This window comes from Mesorhizobium sp. ArgA1 (genome assembly GCF_053714375.1).
This window is the reverse complement of sequence record NZ_JBSKBQ010000009.1, coordinates 198712-214103: the sequence shown is the minus strand read 5'-3', so window position 1 is coordinate 214103 and position 15392 is coordinate 198712. Positions and strand designations below refer to the sequence as shown.

15 protein-coding genes and 1 pseudogene are annotated in these 15392 nt (G+C 60.9%); 8 read left to right on the top strand and 8 right to left on the bottom strand.

Annotation, left to right across the window (positions count from 1 at the left end; genetic code table 11):
• From ACWGTI_RS20635 to ACWGTI_RS20620, 4 genes are all read right to left on the bottom strand, one after another.
• A complete protein-coding gene (locus tag ACWGTI_RS20635) occupies positions 1–804 on the bottom strand; it encodes an amino acid ABC transporter ATP-binding protein (protein ID WP_454577905.1) in 804 nt (267 codons plus the stop codon).
• 21 nt (positions 805–825) lie between these two features.
• Positions 826–1983 (bottom strand): amino acid ABC transporter permease, encoded by a 1158-nt coding sequence (locus ACWGTI_RS20630; protein WP_352590239.1) that lies wholly within the window; start codon positions 1981–1983, stop codon positions 826–828.
• A 4-nt stretch (positions 1984–1987) separates the two neighbouring features.
• Positions 1988–3175, bottom strand: coding sequence for an amino acid ABC transporter permease (locus tag ACWGTI_RS20625; RefSeq protein WP_454588805.1), 1188 nt, complete (start codon positions 3173–3175; stop codon positions 1988–1990).
• 62 nt (positions 3176–3237) lie between these two features.
• The gene (locus ACWGTI_RS20620) at positions 3238–4266 is read right to left on the bottom strand and encodes an amino acid ABC transporter substrate-binding protein (protein WP_454588804.1); all 1029 of its coding nucleotides are present in this window, start codon (positions 4264–4266) and stop codon (positions 3238–3240) included.
• A 471-nt stretch (positions 4267–4737) separates the two neighbouring features.
• Between ACWGTI_RS20620 and ACWGTI_RS20615 the strand changes: the two genes are divergently transcribed.
• The 5 genes and pseudogenes from ACWGTI_RS20615 to ACWGTI_RS20595 all read left to right on the top strand — a co-directional run bounded on the left by ACWGTI_RS20615 (position 4738) and on the right by ACWGTI_RS20595 (position 8980).
• Positions 4738–5907, top strand: coding sequence for a cystathionine beta-lyase (locus ACWGTI_RS20615; protein ID WP_454588803.1), 1170 nt, complete (start codon positions 4738–4740; stop codon positions 5905–5907).
• 241 nt (positions 5908–6148) lie between these two features.
• Positions 6149–7228, top strand: coding sequence for an HPP family protein (locus ACWGTI_RS20610; protein ID WP_454588802.1), 1080 nt, complete (start codon positions 6149–6151; stop codon positions 7226–7228).
• A gap of 102 nt (positions 7229–7330) precedes the next feature.
• The gene (locus ACWGTI_RS20605; protein WP_454588801.1) at positions 7331–8026 is read left to right on the top strand and encodes an RNA polymerase sigma factor; all 696 of its coding nucleotides are present in this window, start codon (positions 7331–7333) and stop codon (positions 8024–8026) included.
• Between the two features lie 111 nt (positions 8027–8137).
• Positions 8138–8661, top strand: a pseudogene (locus ACWGTI_RS20600) (DUF4142 domain-containing protein).
• 10 nt (positions 8662–8671) lie between these two features.
• The gene (locus tag ACWGTI_RS20595) at positions 8672–8980 is read left to right on the top strand and encodes a cupredoxin domain-containing protein (protein ID WP_454588800.1); all 309 of its coding nucleotides are present in this window, start codon (positions 8672–8674) and stop codon (positions 8978–8980) included.
• On the opposite strand, the gene ACWGTI_RS20590 is transcribed toward ACWGTI_RS20595, so the two are convergent.
• Positions 8977–9837: a crotonase/enoyl-CoA hydratase family protein gene (locus tag ACWGTI_RS20590; RefSeq protein ID WP_454588799.1), complete on the bottom strand. Its 861-nt coding sequence runs from the start codon at positions 9835–9837 to the stop codon at positions 8977–8979. The genes ACWGTI_RS20595 and ACWGTI_RS20590 overlap by 4 nt on opposite strands.
• 83 nt (positions 9838–9920) lie before the next feature.
• Here ACWGTI_RS20590 and ACWGTI_RS20585 point away from each other — a divergent pair, with 83 nt between their 5' ends.
• On the top strand, positions 9921–10511 hold the full coding sequence (locus ACWGTI_RS20585) for a TetR/AcrR family transcriptional regulator (RefSeq protein ID WP_454588798.1): 591 nt from the start codon (positions 9921–9923) through the stop codon (positions 10509–10511).
• Between the two features lie 97 nt (positions 10512–10608).
• Here ACWGTI_RS20585 and ACWGTI_RS20580 read toward each other — a convergent pair whose 3' ends face one another.
• Both ACWGTI_RS20580 and ACWGTI_RS20575 read right to left on the bottom strand, forming a co-directional pair.
• Positions 10609–11835 carry an anion transporter gene (locus ACWGTI_RS20580; protein WP_454588797.1) on the bottom strand — a complete coding sequence of 409 codons (1227 nt, stop codon included), beginning with the start codon at positions 11833–11835 and terminating at the stop codon, positions 10609–10611.
• 803 nt (positions 11836–12638) lie between these two features.
• Positions 12639–12875 carry a hypothetical protein gene (locus ACWGTI_RS20575; RefSeq protein ID WP_454588796.1) on the bottom strand — a complete coding sequence of 79 codons (237 nt, stop codon included), beginning with the start codon at positions 12873–12875 and terminating at the stop codon, positions 12639–12641.
• Between the two features lie 346 nt (positions 12876–13221).
• Here ACWGTI_RS20575 and ACWGTI_RS20570 point away from each other — a divergent pair, with 346 nt between their 5' ends.
• Positions 13222–13476, top strand: a complete 255-nt coding sequence (locus ACWGTI_RS20570) for a hypothetical protein (RefSeq protein WP_454588795.1) — start codon at positions 13222–13224, stop codon at positions 13474–13476.
• Positions 13477–13503: 27 nt separating this feature from the next.
• Here ACWGTI_RS20570 and ACWGTI_RS20565 read toward each other — a convergent pair whose 3' ends face one another.
• Complete coding sequence (locus ACWGTI_RS20565; protein WP_454588842.1) at positions 13504–15156, bottom strand: PAS domain S-box protein; 1653 nt, start codon at positions 15154–15156, stop codon at positions 13504–13506.
• On the opposite strand from ACWGTI_RS20565, the gene ACWGTI_RS20560 reads away from it, so the two are divergent.
• Positions 15147–15314 (top strand): Thivi_2564 family membrane protein, encoded by a 168-nt coding sequence (locus ACWGTI_RS20560; protein WP_202292706.1) that lies wholly within the window; start codon positions 15147–15149, stop codon positions 15312–15314. The genes ACWGTI_RS20565 and ACWGTI_RS20560 overlap by 10 nt on opposite strands.
• Positions 15315–15392: the final 78 nt, after the last annotated feature.

Here is a 15392-nt window from a genome sequence, read left to right as displayed (position 1 = left end):
TCAGTGCAGGATCTGTGACAAGAAGAGCTTCGTGCGCTCATGGCGCGGATGGTCGAAGAACTCGGCCGGCGTGTTCTGTTCGACGATCTGGCCCTGATCCATGAAGATCACCCGGTTGGCGACCTTGCGGGCAAAGCCCATCTCGTGGGTGACGCACAGCATGGTCATGCCTTCCTCGGCAAGGCCCACCATCGTCTCCAGCACTTCCTTGATCATTTCGGGATCAAGCGCCGAGGTCGGCTCGTCGAACAGCATGATGCGCGGGTTCATGCACAGCGAACGCGCGATCGCCACGCGCTGCTGCTGGCCGCCCGACAGCTGGCCCGGATATTTGTTGGCCTGCTCCGGGATTTTCACGCGCTTGAGGAAATGCATGGCGATTTCCTCGGCCTGCTTCTTCGGCGTCTTGCGCACCCAGATCGGCGCCAGCGTGCAGTTCTCCAGGATGGTCAGGTGCGGGAACAGGTTGAAGTGCTGGAACACCATGCCGACCTCGCGGCGCACCTCGTCGATCTTTTTGAGATCGTTGGTCAGTTCCTTGCCGTCGACGATGATCTTTCCCTTCTGGTGTTCCTCCAGCCGGTTGATGCAGCGGATCATGGTCGACTTGCCGGAGCCAGAAGGACCGCAGATGACGATGCGCTCGCCACGCATCACCTTCAGGTTGATGTCCTTCAGCACATGGAACTCGCCATACCATTTGTGCATGCCGATGATGTCGATGGCGACATCGGTAGCCGAGATGTGCATCTTCTTGGCGTCGACCTTGATCTCTTCGGCGCTGACGGCGTTTTCTATGGCCATGGCAGGTTCCCCTTTTTGTTCTTAGCGTTTGTGGCCGGTGTCGAGCCGGCGTTCCGTGTACATCGAATAGCGCGACATGCCGAAGCAGAACAGCCAGAAGACGAAGGCTGCGAAGATGAGGCCAGATCTCGCGGTCTGCGGCGTCGCCCAATTGGCGTCCGCGAAGTTCTGCTTGACGACGCCAAGCAGGTCGAACATCGAGATGATGATCACCAGGCTGGTGTCCTTGAACATGCCTATGAAGGTGTTGACGATGCCGGGAATGACCAGCTTCAGCGCTTGCGGCAGTACGATCAGCGTCATCTTCTGCCAGTAGCCGAGGCCAAGTGAATCCGCGCCCTCGTACTGACCCTTGGGGATCGCCTGCAGACCACCGCGTATCACTTCGGCCATGTAGGCAGCGGCAAACAACGACACACCGATCAACGCCCGGAGGTATTTGTCGAAGGAAACGCCCGCAGGCAGGAACAGCGGCAGCATGACGCTGGCGAAGAATAGAACTGTGATCAGCGGGATGCCGCGAACGAACTCGATGAAGATCACGCACAGCGTCTTGACGATCGGCATCTTGGAGCGTCGGCCGAGCGCCAGCACGATCCCCATCGGCAGCGACACGGCAATACCGACAAAGGACAGGCTGAGCGTCACCAGCAACCCACCCCACAGCTGCGTCTCGACATGGGGCAGGCCAAACATACCGCCAACCAGCAGCACGAAGGCGACGATCGGCAGCACCAGGAACAGAAGAATGGCGTTCAATCCCTTGCGCGGCACGCGTGGGATCAGCAGCGGCACCAGCAGCGCCACGAACAGGATGGCGACCAGGATCGGCCGCCAGCGTTCTTCGATCGGATAACGGCCAAGCATCAACTGACCGAACTTGGCGTTGACGAAGGCCCAGCAGGCGCCGGACCAGCCGTCCGGCTGGATGCCGCCTTGCGCTGCCGTGGCACATACCGTGCGATCCGGCCCCACCCATTGGGCGTTGATGAAGGCCCAATTGATGATGGGCGGCACGATCATCACCACCAGCGCAATTGCCAGTACAGTCAGGATAACGTCGCCCACCGAACCGACCAGGTTCTTGCGAACCCAGGCCAAAGGCCCCCGCACTCCGGCCGGCGCCTGTTGCGCCAGTGCCATTTCGGTGCGTACCCAGGAGGTATCATGTTCCTGCATGGCCTTACCTCTCCACCAGCGCCATCCTGGCGTTGACCACATTCATGACTGCCGAGGTCACCAGGCTGATTATGAGGTAGACGACCATCATGATCAGCACGCCCTCGACCGCCTGGCCGGTCTGGTTCAGCACAGTGCCGGCGATTGCCGTCAGGTCCGGGTAGCCGATGGCAATGGCCAGTGACGAGTTCTTGGTCAGGTTGAGATACTGACTGGTCAGCGGCGGGATGACGATGCGCATGGCCTGAGGAACGACGACAAGCCGCAGGATCGATCCCGGCCGCAGCCCAAGCGCGCCAGCGGCCTCGGTCTGGCCCTTGCTGACGCCGAGGATGCCGGCGCGCACGATCTCGGCAATGAAGGAAGCCGTGTAGAATGACAGCGCCAGATAGAGCGACAGGAACTCGGGTCCGATCTGGAAGCCGCCGGTCAGGTTGAAGGTCGATTGTTTGGGAAAATCGAAGCTCAGCGGAAAGCCGCTCAGTGCGTAGGCCAGCAATGGCAGGCCGACGATCAGCGCCAGCGAAGTCCACAACACCGGGAATTGCTGGCCGGTCGCCATTTGCCGCTGGCGCGCCGTGCGGGCTACGAACCACGCCATGGCGATGCCGACAAGCAAAGCGACGAAGATCAGCCAGGAACCTTCGCCCCAGATCGCCCGTGGAAAATAGAAACCGCGCTGGTTGAGGAAAGAGCCGAACGGCAAATTGAAACTGTCGCGAGGCGCCGGCAGCACCGCCAGCACGCCCGAATACCAGAAGAAAATCACCAGCAGCGGCGGGATATTGCGGAACACCTCAACATAAACGGTGCAGATCTTGCGAATCAGCCAGTTTCGCGACAAGCGGCCGATACCGACGACAAAGCCGATGATGGTCGCGGTGACGATGCCGGCAACGGCGACGATGATGGTGTTGATCAGCCCGACAATGATGGCATCGCCATAGGTCGAGTCCGAGGTATAAGCGATTGGCCTGACTGGGATGTCGAACCCGGCGCGGTTTTTCAGGAAGCTGAACCCGGAAGCGATATGCAGGCGCTGCAGATTCTCGATAACGTTGTGGACGATCCACCAGACGCCCGCCACCAGCAAGATGACAACCACCGCCTGGAAAAAAATCCCGCGGACTTTTGGATCGTTGATGAAGGAACCTCGGCTCGGCTCCTCGCGAAGAACTTCCTGCGACGCCATTGGACCATCCCTGGAAAGAGAAACCGGAAGGCAGACGATCTGCCTTCCGGATCACATTTCGATCAGCGGATCGGTGGAGCGTATTGCAGGCCGCCCTTGGTCCACAGCGCATTGATGCCGCGCGCGATCTTCAGCGGGCTGCCGGTGCCGACATTGCGCTCGAACATCTCGCCATAATTGCCCACGGCCTTGACGATGTTGACGACCCAGTCATTGCTCACGCCGAGGTCGGTGCCGATCTTGGTTTCGGCTTCCTGACCGAGCACGCGCTTGATCTCCGGATTATCCGAGGTCTTCAGTTCCTCGACATTGGCCTGGGTGATGCCCAGTTCCTCCGCCTGCAACAGCGCGAAGTAGGTCCACTTGACGATGTGGTACCACTGGTCGTCACCCTGGCGCACTGCCGGACCGAGCGGCTCCTTGGAGATGATCTCGGGCAGCACGACATGATCGGCTGGCGCACTGAGCGTCAGGCGGATGCCGTAGAGACCCGACTGGTCGGTGGTGTAGACGTCGCAGCGGCCGGCGTCATAGGCGGCGTTGACCTCTTCCAGCTTTTCGAAGACGACCGGATTGTACTCCATCTTGTTCGCCTTGAAGTAGTCGGCGAGGTTGAGCTCGGTCGTGGTGCCGCTCTGCACGCAGACCGCCGCGCCCGAAAGCTGCAGCGCCGAATTGACGCCCGGCAGCTTCTTGGCGTTGATCATGAAGCCCTGGCCGTCATAATAGGTGACGCCGATGAAGTTCAGGCCAAGCGCGGTATCGCGGTTGATGGTCCAGGTGGTGTTGCGCGACAGGATATCGATCTCGCCCGACTGCAAGGCGGTAAAGCGCTCCTTGGCGCTGAGCGGGGTGAACTTGACCTTGGTGCCGTCGCCGAAGACGGCAGCCGCGACAGCGCGGCAGAAATCAGCATCGATGCCTTTCCAGTCGCCCTTGTCGTCAGGCGCCGAGAAACCGGCCAGACCAGTCGAGACACCGCACTGGATGAAGCCCTTCGACTTGACGGTGTCGAGCGTTGTCGCCGACGCGGCCGACGCCATAAATCCGAGAGCGGCGACTCCAAGGATGCCAATTGCAATGTGTTTCATAACCCACAGACCCTTTTCTGTTTTTCAGGTAAACCCTGATCCTCAGGCAAATCCTGATCTTTTTCCCGTGTGAACCCGGCTCCCATCCGGTGCATTCCGGAACCCCGCGTCGTAACCGACGCCCGGCCCCTCCCATTCACGAACTGCATCGAAGGCGATTATTCCTGTGAGGTCAAGGGAAATGACCGATTCACGACAGCTTTGAAAACCAATTGCCGCGAATGCCTGAAATGCGCACAAGAGCACCAGGAAATCGGCAACCCGTGCAAACAAATCAATCAAAGAAGCAGCCGCACAAGTCTATAGCTCGCGACAGACTCCGCCGTCACTATAGCGATGCTTTGTTGGAGGCGCGAACCGCGATGGATTGGCCCATGTAAACCCCACCGCTTGGCGGGTCCACGGCTGTTGCGCGGGCTTTGCCACCGCTTTATGGCTGATCTCCTGACATCCTTTGACAGGCGGCGAACCATGGCGACAGACGGCAGCGAACTGGGCACCAACACGCGGCTTGCCCATTCCGGCAACAACCCGCATGACTATTTCGGCTTCGTCAATCCACCGGTCGTGCATGCCTCGACCGTGCTTTACCCCAACGCGGCGACGATGGCGGCGCGCAGCCAGAAATACACCTACGGCACGCGCGGTACGCCGACCACCGACGCACTGGCGCATGCGATCGACGCGCTGGAAGGCTCGGCCGGCACCATAATCGTGCCGTCGGGCCTGGCGGCGGTGACGATCCCATTGCTGGCTTTCCTGTCGGCGGGCGATCACGTCCTGATCGTCGATTCGGTCTATCACCCGACGCGCAATTTCGCCGACACGATGCTGAAGCGGCTCGGCGTCGAGGTCGAGTATTACGACCCGCATGCCAGCGCCGGCATCGCCAAGCTGATCAAGCCCAACACCAAGGTCGTGCTCACGGAATCGCCGGCCTCAAACACCTTCGAGGTGCAGGATGTGCCGGCCATCGCCAAGGCAGCGCACGCGGCCGGCGCCATCGTCATGATGGACAACACCTGGGCGACGCCGCTCTATTTCCGCCCGCTCGACCATGGCGTCGATATCTCGATCCATGCGGCGACAAAGTACCCGGCCGGCCATTCCGACGTGCTGCTGGGCACGGTGTCGGCCAATGCCGACTGCTGGAAGCAGCTTTGCGAGACGTTCTACACGATGGGCTGCTGCGCCGGCCCAGACGACGTCTACCAGGTGCTGCGCGGCCTGCGCACGATGGGCGTGCGGCTCGATCACCACCAGAAGAGCGCGCTTGCCATCGCCGCCTGGCTGGAAGGCCAACCCGGCGTTGCGCGCGTGCTGCACCCCGCGCTCCCCAGCCATCCCGACCATGCCGTGTGGAAGCGCGACTTTTCCGGCTCGAGTGGCATCTTTTCCATCGTTCTCAAGGGCGGCGGCCAGAAGCAGCAGCATGCATTCCTCGATGCACTGAATATCTTCGGCCTCGGCTATTCCTGGGGCGGCTATGAGAGCCTTGCCGTGCCGGTCTTCCTCGGCGACCGCATCGTCGCCAAGGGCCCGTATGACGGGCCGCTGATCCGGCTGCAGATCGGGCTCGAGGATGTCGAGGACCTCAAGGCCGACATTCTTCGCGGGCTGGCCGCTGCCGCAGTTGCCTGAGCGGCAGCCTGCCGCGCTGAATCCGCAAACCGGCACAAGGGGCTGAAAAGACTGGGGACTGAAAAGACTGGCCACGAGGCTTATGAGACGCCCGATGTCGCAAAGCCGCTCATTGCCTGATCGCGCGCAATGTTATTTCCCCAATACGCGCTTTTCCGGATTGGTTTGACTTTCAAAGTCGACAGTCGAGCGTCATTGCAGAGCGCTTCGAGCCGTACTTTCCGCTATTCCCGAGCTTGCCATGGCCTTTCGTCTCTTTGTTCCCATTCTCGCAGGCGCGACGCTGCGCGAGCGCATCATCGCCTGTATCGGCGCGATGATCGGGATCGCGCTGACCGGCGCGATTGGTGGGCTGGTGTTGGGCAGCGGCCCGCATGTGCCGCTGCTGGTGGCCCCGATGGGCGCGTCGGCGGTGTTGCTTTTCGCCGTGCCGGCGAGCCCGCTGGCGCAGCCGTGGTCGATCATCGGCGGCAATACTCTATCCGCGCTGGTCGGCGTGATCGTGGCGCATTTCGTGCACGAGCCTGTCCTGGCCGCCGGCATCGCCGTGGCGCTGGCGATCGCCACCATGTCGATCGGGCGCTGCCTGCATCCGCCGGGCGGAGCAGCGGCGCTTACGGCGGTGCTCGGCGGACCGGCCGTGACCAGCGCCGGCTTCCTGTTTCCCTTCGTGCCGGTGGCGCTGAACTCGATGGTGCTGGTGGCGCTCGGCTACGGGTTCCACAGGCTGTCGCGACGCAGCTACCCGCACAGGCCCGCGCCTGCCGCCAACAGCCACGGAACGGCAGACCCGCCGGCCGTGCAGCGCGTGGGCTTCCGACCCGAGGACGTCGATGCCGCACTCAGCACATTGGACGAGACCTTCGACATCGACCGTGGCGATCTCGAACGGCTGCTGCGCCAGGTCGAACTGCAGGCGATGGTACGCTCGCACCGGACGTTGCTTTGCGCCGACATTATGTCCCGCGATGTGGTGTCGGTGCCTGAACAGGCTTCGGCCGATGAGGCGCGGCAGCAACTCCTCGATCACAACATCCGTACCTTGCCGGTGGTCGACGCTCAGGCAAGGCTTGCCGGCGCCGTCGGCCTGCGCGAACTGACACAAGCCACGGATACAGTGAAGGGTGTGATGTCGAAGGCGGGCACCGCCTCGCCCGACACACCGGCGATGAGCCTGCTTCCCGTACTCACCGACGGTCGCAGCCATGCCGTGGTCATCGTCGACAGCGAGCGGCGCATCCTCGGCCTGATCACGCAGACCGATCTCCTGGCCGCAGCGGCGCGGGTGCAGGCGGCAGACAAGGGACTGGCAGCGGCCTAGTATAGGCGGCTTTAGGCAGACTGACAGAAACAAGCCGGGAACCTTTCTCTGGCCTGCGAGTCCAATGTCCAGGCCAAGCATCTGTCTGGAGGTCCGGCAACGATGACCAAGTTTGCAATACAAGCCGCGGCATCCGACACTGTGTCAGGCGACATGGCGCTGGTGCGCCGGGCGATGGCGCGCGAGGCCGGCGCCTTCCGCTCCATTATCAAGGCGCATAACCGGCGTCTTTACCGTATCGCCCGCGGCGTAGTGCGCAACGACGCGGAGGCCGAGCACACCGTTCAAGAGGCTTATGTCCGGGCGTTCGCCAGTCTCGGCGCCTTCCGCGGCGATGCCTTGCTGTCGACTTGGCTGTCGCGCATCGTCATCAACGAGGCGCTGGGCCGGCTGCGCAAGTCCAAGCGCCTGGTGCCGATGCCAGAAAATCCGGAAGCGCAGATCATCCGCTTCCCTTTGAACGCAAGTGATTGGAACTCAGGCGACGACCCGGAGCGGACAATGGCGCAGCGGCAGATTCTCGGGCTTGTCGAACGGGCGACCGATAGCCTTCCCGACGTTTACCGCACCGTCTTCGTGGCGCGTGTCATCGAAGGGCTGAGCATTGAGGAGACTGCTGATCTTCTCGGCGTCAAGCCAGAGACTGTCAAGACCAGGCTGCACCGCGCCCGCGCGCTTTTGCGCAAGGCGCTGGACGACGAGATCGGCCCGGTGCTGCTCGATGCCTTCCCCTTCGCCGGCAGGCGGTGCCAGCGGCGGACCGAGACGGTCATGAAAAGGCTTGGTTTCAAGGACTGAGGTGGCCGAGCCAGGCACCCTTTTCTGGGAACGTTTCGCGCCCCGCGGCATCCAATCATCGTCAATCCAGATGAAGCCCGCTGCCATTCGGATCCGGGCCAAGGAGATGCCATGTTTACCCGACAGACCATTGCCCTCGCCACCCTGCTCCTCATCGGCGTCACGCCACTGGCGCAGGCGGCCGACAAACCGACCGATCCGCAGATAGCCCATATCGCTTATACCGCCGGTATAATCGATATCGAAGCCGCCAAGCAGGCGATCGAGAAGTCGAAGACCAAAGAGGTTGTCGATTTTGCCAACGACATGGTGCGCGACCACGAAGCCGTGAACGTTCAGGCGCTCGACCTGGTCAAAAACTGAATGTCACGCCTGAGGACAATGCCACCAGCCAGGCGCTGGCCAAGGCGGCCGCCGACGAACGGGCCAAGCTCGCCAAGCTTGAGGGCGCCGAATTCGACAAGGCCTATGTCGAGAACGAGGTTGCTTACCACAAGCAGGTCAATGGAGCGCTAGAAACCCTGCTGATCCCGTCGGCTCAGAATGCCGAGTTGAAGAGCCTGCTGGAGACCGGCCTGAAGATATTCCAGGGCCACGAACAGCATGCCGAACATGTCGCCGGCATGCTGAAGTAAGAGCAGGAGCATGTCGAAACGACTTCTGTGGATTGCAGTGGCGCTCACCATCGTTATCGTCCCGGTGCAAGCCGAAACCATCCAGGTCACCATCGACAAGCTGGCGTTCTCGCCGACGAATGTCGAGGCTAAGGTTGGCGACACGATTGAGTGGGTGAACAAGGACGCGTTCACCCACACGGCGACGGTCAAAGGCGGTTGGGAGGTGATGATTCTGCCCAAGAAGACGGCCAGCCGCACGCTGACGGCAGCCGACACCGTCGACTATTTCTGCCGCTTTCACCCCAATATGAAAGGGCATCTGACAGTGTCGCCTTAACGCGATCCTGCAGGCAGGTCGTGCTCCGGCGCGACCCGCCTCGCCTCGTCCGGCCGCGTGATATGCGTCCACGAGCCGTCATGGCCTGGCTCTCGGCGCTGGATCCAGGCATCCAGCCCTTCGCGCAGATCGGCTGTCGAGGCCATGCGGGCAAACTGCTCGGCCTCGACCAACAAACCCTCCGCTATGCTTTGGTTGAGGCCGCGCGCCACTGCGGTGAGAATCGAGGCAATTGCTGCCGGCGAGTGTCTGACGATGCGTCGAGCGAGATCGTGCGCGGCCGGTATCAGCTGCTCATGCGGCACCACCTCGTTGACCAAGCCGAGTTCGAGGGCGCGCGGCGGAAACCAATCGCCGGTCAACAGCAACTCCAGCGCCCGTTTGCGGCCGGCCAGCCTCGGCAACCGCTGCGTGCCGCCGAAGGCAGGCGGCATTGCGAGGTTGATCTCCGGCTTGGCGAACAAGGCGCGGTCGCTGGCGATGGCGAGTGGCACGGCCTCAGTGATTTCGCAGCCGCCGCCGAACGCAATTCCGTTGACTGCGGCGATAACCGGCTTGCGGAAGGCTTCCAGCCTTGCCGTTAGACGCTGTCCGCGCATGACGAAATCGCCCAAGGCGACATCAGCGCCATTGGCCACGCTGCCCGAGAATTCATGGATGTCGCCGCCTGCGGAAAAGGCGCGCTCTCCTGCTCCGGTGAGGATGATGGCGCGAATGGCATCGTCTGTCTCCATCGCATCCAGGAGCACAAGCAAACGATCGATCAACGCATAATTCAAGGCGTTGAGTTTTTGGGGGCGATTGAGTGTGAGGATGGCGATCCCGTTGCGGGCCTCGGTAAGCACAAGCTCGGTCATGTCTCTTCCCTTTCCTGCATTTGTCATCGGAAAGGATCAGGCTTTCGATTGTATGTATATTCACTAGTCGGTATACTTTATGAATGAGCGAAGCGCCGATCCCCACCCGTAAACGCATTGTCGATGCCGCAACGAGGCTGTTCTATGCCGAAGGGATCGGCCGTGTCAGCGTCGATGCCGTGGCTGAAAAAGCCGGGCTCACCAAGCGCACGCTCTACTATCACTTCAAGAGCAAGGACGATCTGATCGCCGCCTATCTCGACGGTCGCGACCAGCCGAACATCAGGCAGATGGCCGGTTGGTTCGAGGCAGCCGACGGTGATGTCGAGCACAAGGTCGAAGCGATCTTCACCAATCTGGCACGGGTGGCGAAGAATCCGAAATGGAACGGCTGCGGCTTTCTGCGCACGGCAGCCGAACTCGCTTCAATGCCCGGACATCCCGCCGTCAAGGCCGGGTCACGGCACAAGAAGAATTTCGAGACCTGGCTGACCGGTGAGCTCTCCGGCCACGGCGTCGCAGAGCCGCAGACCCTGGCGCGCGAAATCGTGCTTTTGATGGACGGCGCCTTCTCGATCATGCTGATCCACCGCAACCCGGACTATGTCGCGGCGGCGGGACATGCCGCTGCAACGCTGGTTCGGGCACGGTTGGGACGAAAAACCGGCTCCTAGAGCGTTTCACCGTTTAACGGAGACAGCGAAACGCTCTATCTCTTTGTTTTGGCGCAATTCCGGGCGGAAAACCGCTCACACTTTTCCTGGAATTGCTCTAAAAGCCAGCCGCCAGCCAGGCGGGGCCGGCAGCAAGGGTCAGCAGCGTCAACGGCAGGCCGACCTTGAAGAAGGCTGAGAAGGACAGCTGTTTGCCGGCGGCCCGCGCCTGTTCGGCGACGATCAAATTGGCGACCGAGCCGAGCAAGGTGAAGTTGCCTGCCAGCGTCGAACTCATGGCCACCACCAGCCAGGCCCGCTCGGGGTTTTCAAGGCCGGGTATGAACGGCCTCAGCGCCAGTACCGCCGGAACATTGCTCATGATGTTGGAAAGCACAGCCGTAAAGCCGGACAGCCGCCAGATGTCGTCCAGGCCAAGGTTCTTGGCAGAAGCGATCATATCAGGCGTGAGCAGTGTTTTCTCGGCGCCAGCGACGACAATGAACAGGCCGGCGAACATGAACAGCAGCGGCCCGTCTATCTCACGGTAGATTCGCGCGGGCTTGATGGCGCGGGTGAGCAGCAGGATGGCGCCGCCGATGAGTGCTGCCTTGGCAACCGCAACGCCGGCGAAGAACGCGACCGCCAGGCCGAGGCAGACAATGACTGCCTTCAGCACCTGTCCGGGCAGCATGCGGCCGCGATAAACTTCCGGGCTGAGTTCGGCACTGCGCGCGAATTCGCTGCGGTAGACGATGCGCACGATGACGATGACGGCGACGAGGCCGAACAGGGCAACCGGCGCCAGTGCTGCCGAAAAGGCCGGATAGGAAATTCCCGACAGCGCGCCGATGACCATGTTTTGAGGGTTGCCGGTGATGGTAGCGACGCTGCCGCAATTGGACGCGGTGGCGGTAGCGATCAGATAGGGAATGGGATTGCGGTTGATGACACGGGTGACGTGGACGACGATTGGCGCCATGACCAGGCAGATCGCGTCGTTGACCAGAAACGCCGACAGGACGCCGGTGAGGAGCGTCACCATCACCAGAAGTATGAACGGCGCGTGCGCATGCTCGATAGCGTAGGCGCCGAGAGCGCGGAAGGCACCCGAGACCTTCAAATGTGCAACGACGATCATCATACCGAGCAGCAGCGTGATGGTGTCGAAATTGATGGCGCGATAGGCTTCTTCCATACTCAGCGCGCCGATGGCGATCATCGCCGCACCGCCAAGCAAGGCGATCCCTGCCCGGTCGAGACGCAGGCCCGGGATGCGGCCGATGGCGACGCCGGCATAGGTCAGAATGAGGATCACCAATGCCGCGGCGCCCATCGATGTCATTGACAGTCCATTCCCTGTTCAAACGAACCGACGCCGGAATGGATTCTTCCCGTTCAGGCATTGGCCGCGCAGCTTTAACGCCGCCCCAGCAAAGCGAAAGCGCATATGATGATCCGGACGTGAAAATCGGTGGGCAAAATCACGGCCGACCGACGCCGGGAGCGGCCGGAACATTGTCCTGACAACGGCCGAGATTGCGAATGAGACAAGCGCTGTGACCTGCCGCGGCCGGACATCGCCATTCGCGAAACGTCACTGTTGCCAAGGTCATGGTTTATATAATTAAATTCTAATTTATCCTTTCCGGGTATGGATAGCTTAGCCGTATTTAGGCCTTGGGGTTTTCACATGGTCCTTGGGAGGGAATGCCGCGTTTCGGAGAACGACACCTTTCTGACGCGCCCGATGGAATGTCCGCGTTGCCAAGGAGCCCGCAAGATCTTTGTTTGCGCCCGGTGGATGAGTTCGAATGGCCATTGCTGCCCCGGAGGAACGCACCGGCTTAGCTGCCCAGGTCACAGTGTCGCGTGCCTGGAGTGCGGCGGACGGGAATCGTGAGCTGATTTGAAAACGATCCTGACAAGGCTGGCCGGAGACGTCCGGCATGTTCCGTTTCCGCATGCCTGTGAGCAAGTCTCCTGGAAACGAAAAAAGCCCGCCTCGGCGAACCGGAGCGGGCTTGCAGCCATAGCGGTAAGTTTTGTTTCGGTGCGAGCAGGCCGCGAGCGTTTTCCGCTCCACGGCCGCATATAGCCCATAACGGCACTTCCAGACGAGGCGATTGATGGTTGGTCGCCGCCGGATTATTCGCCCGACGATCCGTCGCCATTGGCGCTGCTGCCCAGAATTCCAAAGTCCTGCGACTTCGCTCCTTGGCCAGCAGTCAGGAACCCATCCGCATCCAGGCCGCGCCGCAGCAATTCCCGCACGGCCGCGGACCGGCTTGGCATGCGCTTTTCGAAACGCCAGTTTTCCAAGGCAGCCAATTCCTCGGCTGTCAGCATGATCTGCAATCGCTCCGGTCGTTCCAGATCGGCCATTTTGCGCTCCAACCGCCGGGACCAAAATAAGACGAGTTAGTATGTACCTCAGGAACAGTATAGTTAGTGGTCGCCGCATAGCGCGTCAAGAGCGGCTGATTGGCAACCCACATTCAAGACCAACGATGCGAACGAAGCGTCGATTGCACAACCCTCACCATCTACTAACTAATTGATTTATTTAGGAATATTGACGATTTTTCTTGCCATCCGATTTTGATGGGCGCATCTTGATCAAGAAGGACAAATAGCTCCTGAAAGGGAGGGTTCCATGAGATACGGATATTCAGCTCAGCTACGCGAGGATCTCAATTCACGGGTCCTGGCGGCCCTACGATCCCGCGGAATGGTCAACATCGCCACTGTGGCAGAGGACGTGCGAACGCATAATTTGGACGAGAACATTGCTCTTGAGGACGTCGAGCGGCTCGTGATGCAAGTGGCCCAACTCTATGGCGCGGCGATGGAACTCGACGGCCTGACTGCCGTCGAGGCGGGGCGATTCACATCGCTTCCGGACAATCCGCACGAACTGCATGGCATCGACAGATCCGACGTCATCAGTGGCCAGGCTGCGCCACCTGCCCGGTTGGAAGGATAAGCGCGTGCGCTCAGAGCGCGAGCCGCTTTAATCCGCTACAATATCGGCGAAAGAGGTTTGGACGGAGGCCAACGGCGCTTCGAGAGTCCAGACTACACCGTCTTCCTTGAACTCCAACAGTCCGGTGCCGCTGAGAGCCAGTGGCGCAACCCGCTTAAGCACAACAGAGCCGAAACCACGGCGCGCAATTGCGCCCAAGCGCGGCCCGTCCAGTTCACCCCATATCAGACGAAAGATTTCGGCGCCGTTGGCTGCCCGGATCACGTCCCATTCGACTTCGACCCGTCCGCCGTGGCGCGAAAGTGCTCCGTGCTTTGCCGAATTGGTGGCCAGCTCGTGGAAGGCGATGCCGAGATACTGGACGGCATTTGGCTGAAGTGTGATCGCTGGTCCAGCCATCGACAGGCGATCCTGCGCCGCAAAAGGCTTGAGTTGCGCTTTGATCAGGTCGCCAACGGTGGCGCCGCGCCATTCAGCGTCGACCAGGAGATCATGCGATTGCGAAAGCGCCGAGATGCGCTCTCGCACCTGCTCTAGGAAAATCGCCGGCGTGCCCGCCGATTTGCTGGTCTCGCGGATCATCGAAATGATGACCGAATATTGGTTCTTCACGCGATGATTGACTTCACGCATAAGCAGGCGGATACGCCGCTCGCTTTCCTTGTGGGAGCTGATGTCGCGGGCGATCTTGGAAGCGCCGATGATTCGCCCGATGCCGTCGCGAATCGGCGAGATGGTCAGCGAGACCGGGATCGGGGTGCCGCCCTTGCGCAAGCGAATGGTCTCGTATGTCGGCACGCGCTCTCCGGCACGTATGCGGGTGATAATCGAGGTCTCCTCGCCGAGGCGGTCAGGCGGAATGAGCATTGTCACCGGCCGGCCGATGGCCTCGGAGGGCGTGTAGCCGAACAAATGTTCCGCCGCATCGTTCCAGCTGGTGATGATGCCGTTGATGTCTTTCGAAACGATCGCGTCCATGGACGATTCGACAATCGCGGCCAGTCGCATTCGCGCCTCGTCGGCCTGCGTCTGCATGCGCAGATCGAGCAGCGTGTTGATGGCGCCGACAACCTGACCCGATTCGTTGCGAAGCAGGCGAGGGTAAGCCCTGAACGGAATGAGTTCGCCATCTGGCTGCTCCGCAATTGCCTGGCCCCACGGAATATCGCGTTCTTCAAGCATGGAAACTGCCATTGGGCACTCGCCATGCGCCATCGGCCGGCCGTCGAAATGACGGAGCTTCCACGAGCCGCACCAGAGGTCTCGGCCGATGACCGGCTTATGTCCCCACAAATCGGCCGCGGCATCGTTGAAGAATGTGATACGGCCCTGTCTGTCGATGGTGTAGACAGCGACCGGGAGAGCCCGCATCAGATCGGCGGAGGAAAATCCCGCAATTCCTGCCTCCATTTGTTGGATGGAGTCCGCATGTTCCCCTGCCACGTAATCCCCTGTCTGTTCGATTTTCAACGGCCTGCCTCGACCACTGAATGCGCGCGAGAGGTTTCGGTTCCACTCGCCGACACCAACTCTGGTCTCGGCAGCGGCTATTGGGGCCGCCGGACCTTGCTTTCGCAACCATCCCCTTCGCGCTGACAGGAACCAATCGATAAGTCCAAGCGTTTGCCGCTGCGTACTTTTTTCATACATAGCCAAACGGAGTGAGGGACATGGCTTCATCAGCACTTATCGGCATCCTGATCACCTTTCTGGTGATCATCCTGGTGCTTTATCTCGTCCAGCGCCTGCCGCTCGATGGCCGCACGAGGCAGATCGCGCAGATCGTTGTCATCATTATCGGCATCATTTCGTTGCTGAAATATCTGGCGGTGTTCTAGTATAAGGACCGCCATGACATTCCAAAGGCTCGCATGGGTCGTCGCAACAGCGTTGGTTGCCGCAACAACCACGGCATA

Coding starts and splice junctions, on each gene's coding strand:
- ACWGTI_RS20635 (WP_454577905.1), bottom strand. CDS start 804: ATGGCCATAGAAAACGCCGTCAGCGCCGAAGAGATCAAGGTCGACGCC.
- ACWGTI_RS20630 (WP_352590239.1), bottom strand. CDS start 1,983: ATGCAGGAACATGATACCTCCTGGGTACGCACCGAAATGGCACTGGCG.
- ACWGTI_RS20625 (WP_454588805.1), bottom strand. CDS start 3,175: ATGGCGTCGCAGGAAGTTCTTCGCGAGGAGCCGAGCCGAGGTTCCTTC.
- ACWGTI_RS20620 (WP_454588804.1), bottom strand. CDS start 4,266: ATGAAACACATTGCAATTGGCATCCTTGGAGTCGCCGCTCTCGGATTT.
- ACWGTI_RS20615 (WP_454588803.1), top strand. CDS start 4,738: ATGGCGACAGACGGCAGCGAACTGGGCACCAACACGCGGCTTGCCCAT.
- ACWGTI_RS20610 (WP_454588802.1), top strand. CDS start 6,149: ATGGCCTTTCGTCTCTTTGTTCCCATTCTCGCAGGCGCGACGCTGCGC.
- ACWGTI_RS20605 (WP_454588801.1), top strand. CDS start 7,331: ATGACCAAGTTTGCAATACAAGCCGCGGCATCCGACACTGTGTCAGGC.
- ACWGTI_RS20595 (WP_454588800.1), top strand. CDS start 8,672: ATGTCGAAACGACTTCTGTGGATTGCAGTGGCGCTCACCATCGTTATC.
- ACWGTI_RS20590 (WP_454588799.1), bottom strand. CDS start 9,837: ATGACCGAGCTTGTGCTTACCGAGGCCCGCAACGGGATCGCCATCCTC.
- ACWGTI_RS20585 (WP_454588798.1), top strand. CDS start 9,921: ATGAGCGAAGCGCCGATCCCCACCCGTAAACGCATTGTCGATGCCGCA.
- ACWGTI_RS20580 (WP_454588797.1), bottom strand. CDS start 11,835: ATGACATCGATGGGCGCCGCGGCATTGGTGATCCTCATTCTGACCTAT.
- ACWGTI_RS20575 (WP_454588796.1), bottom strand. CDS start 12,875: ATGGCCGATCTGGAACGACCGGAGCGATTGCAGATCATGCTGACAGCC.
- ACWGTI_RS20570 (WP_454588795.1), top strand. CDS start 13,222: ATGGTCAACATCGCCACTGTGGCAGAGGACGTGCGAACGCATAATTTG.
- ACWGTI_RS20560 (WP_202292706.1), top strand. CDS start 15,147: ATGGCTTCATCAGCACTTATCGGCATCCTGATCACCTTTCTGGTGATC.
- ACWGTI_RS20565 (WP_454588842.1), bottom strand. CDS start 15,156: ATGAAGCCATGTCCCTCACTCCGTTTGGCTATGTATGAAAAAAGTACG.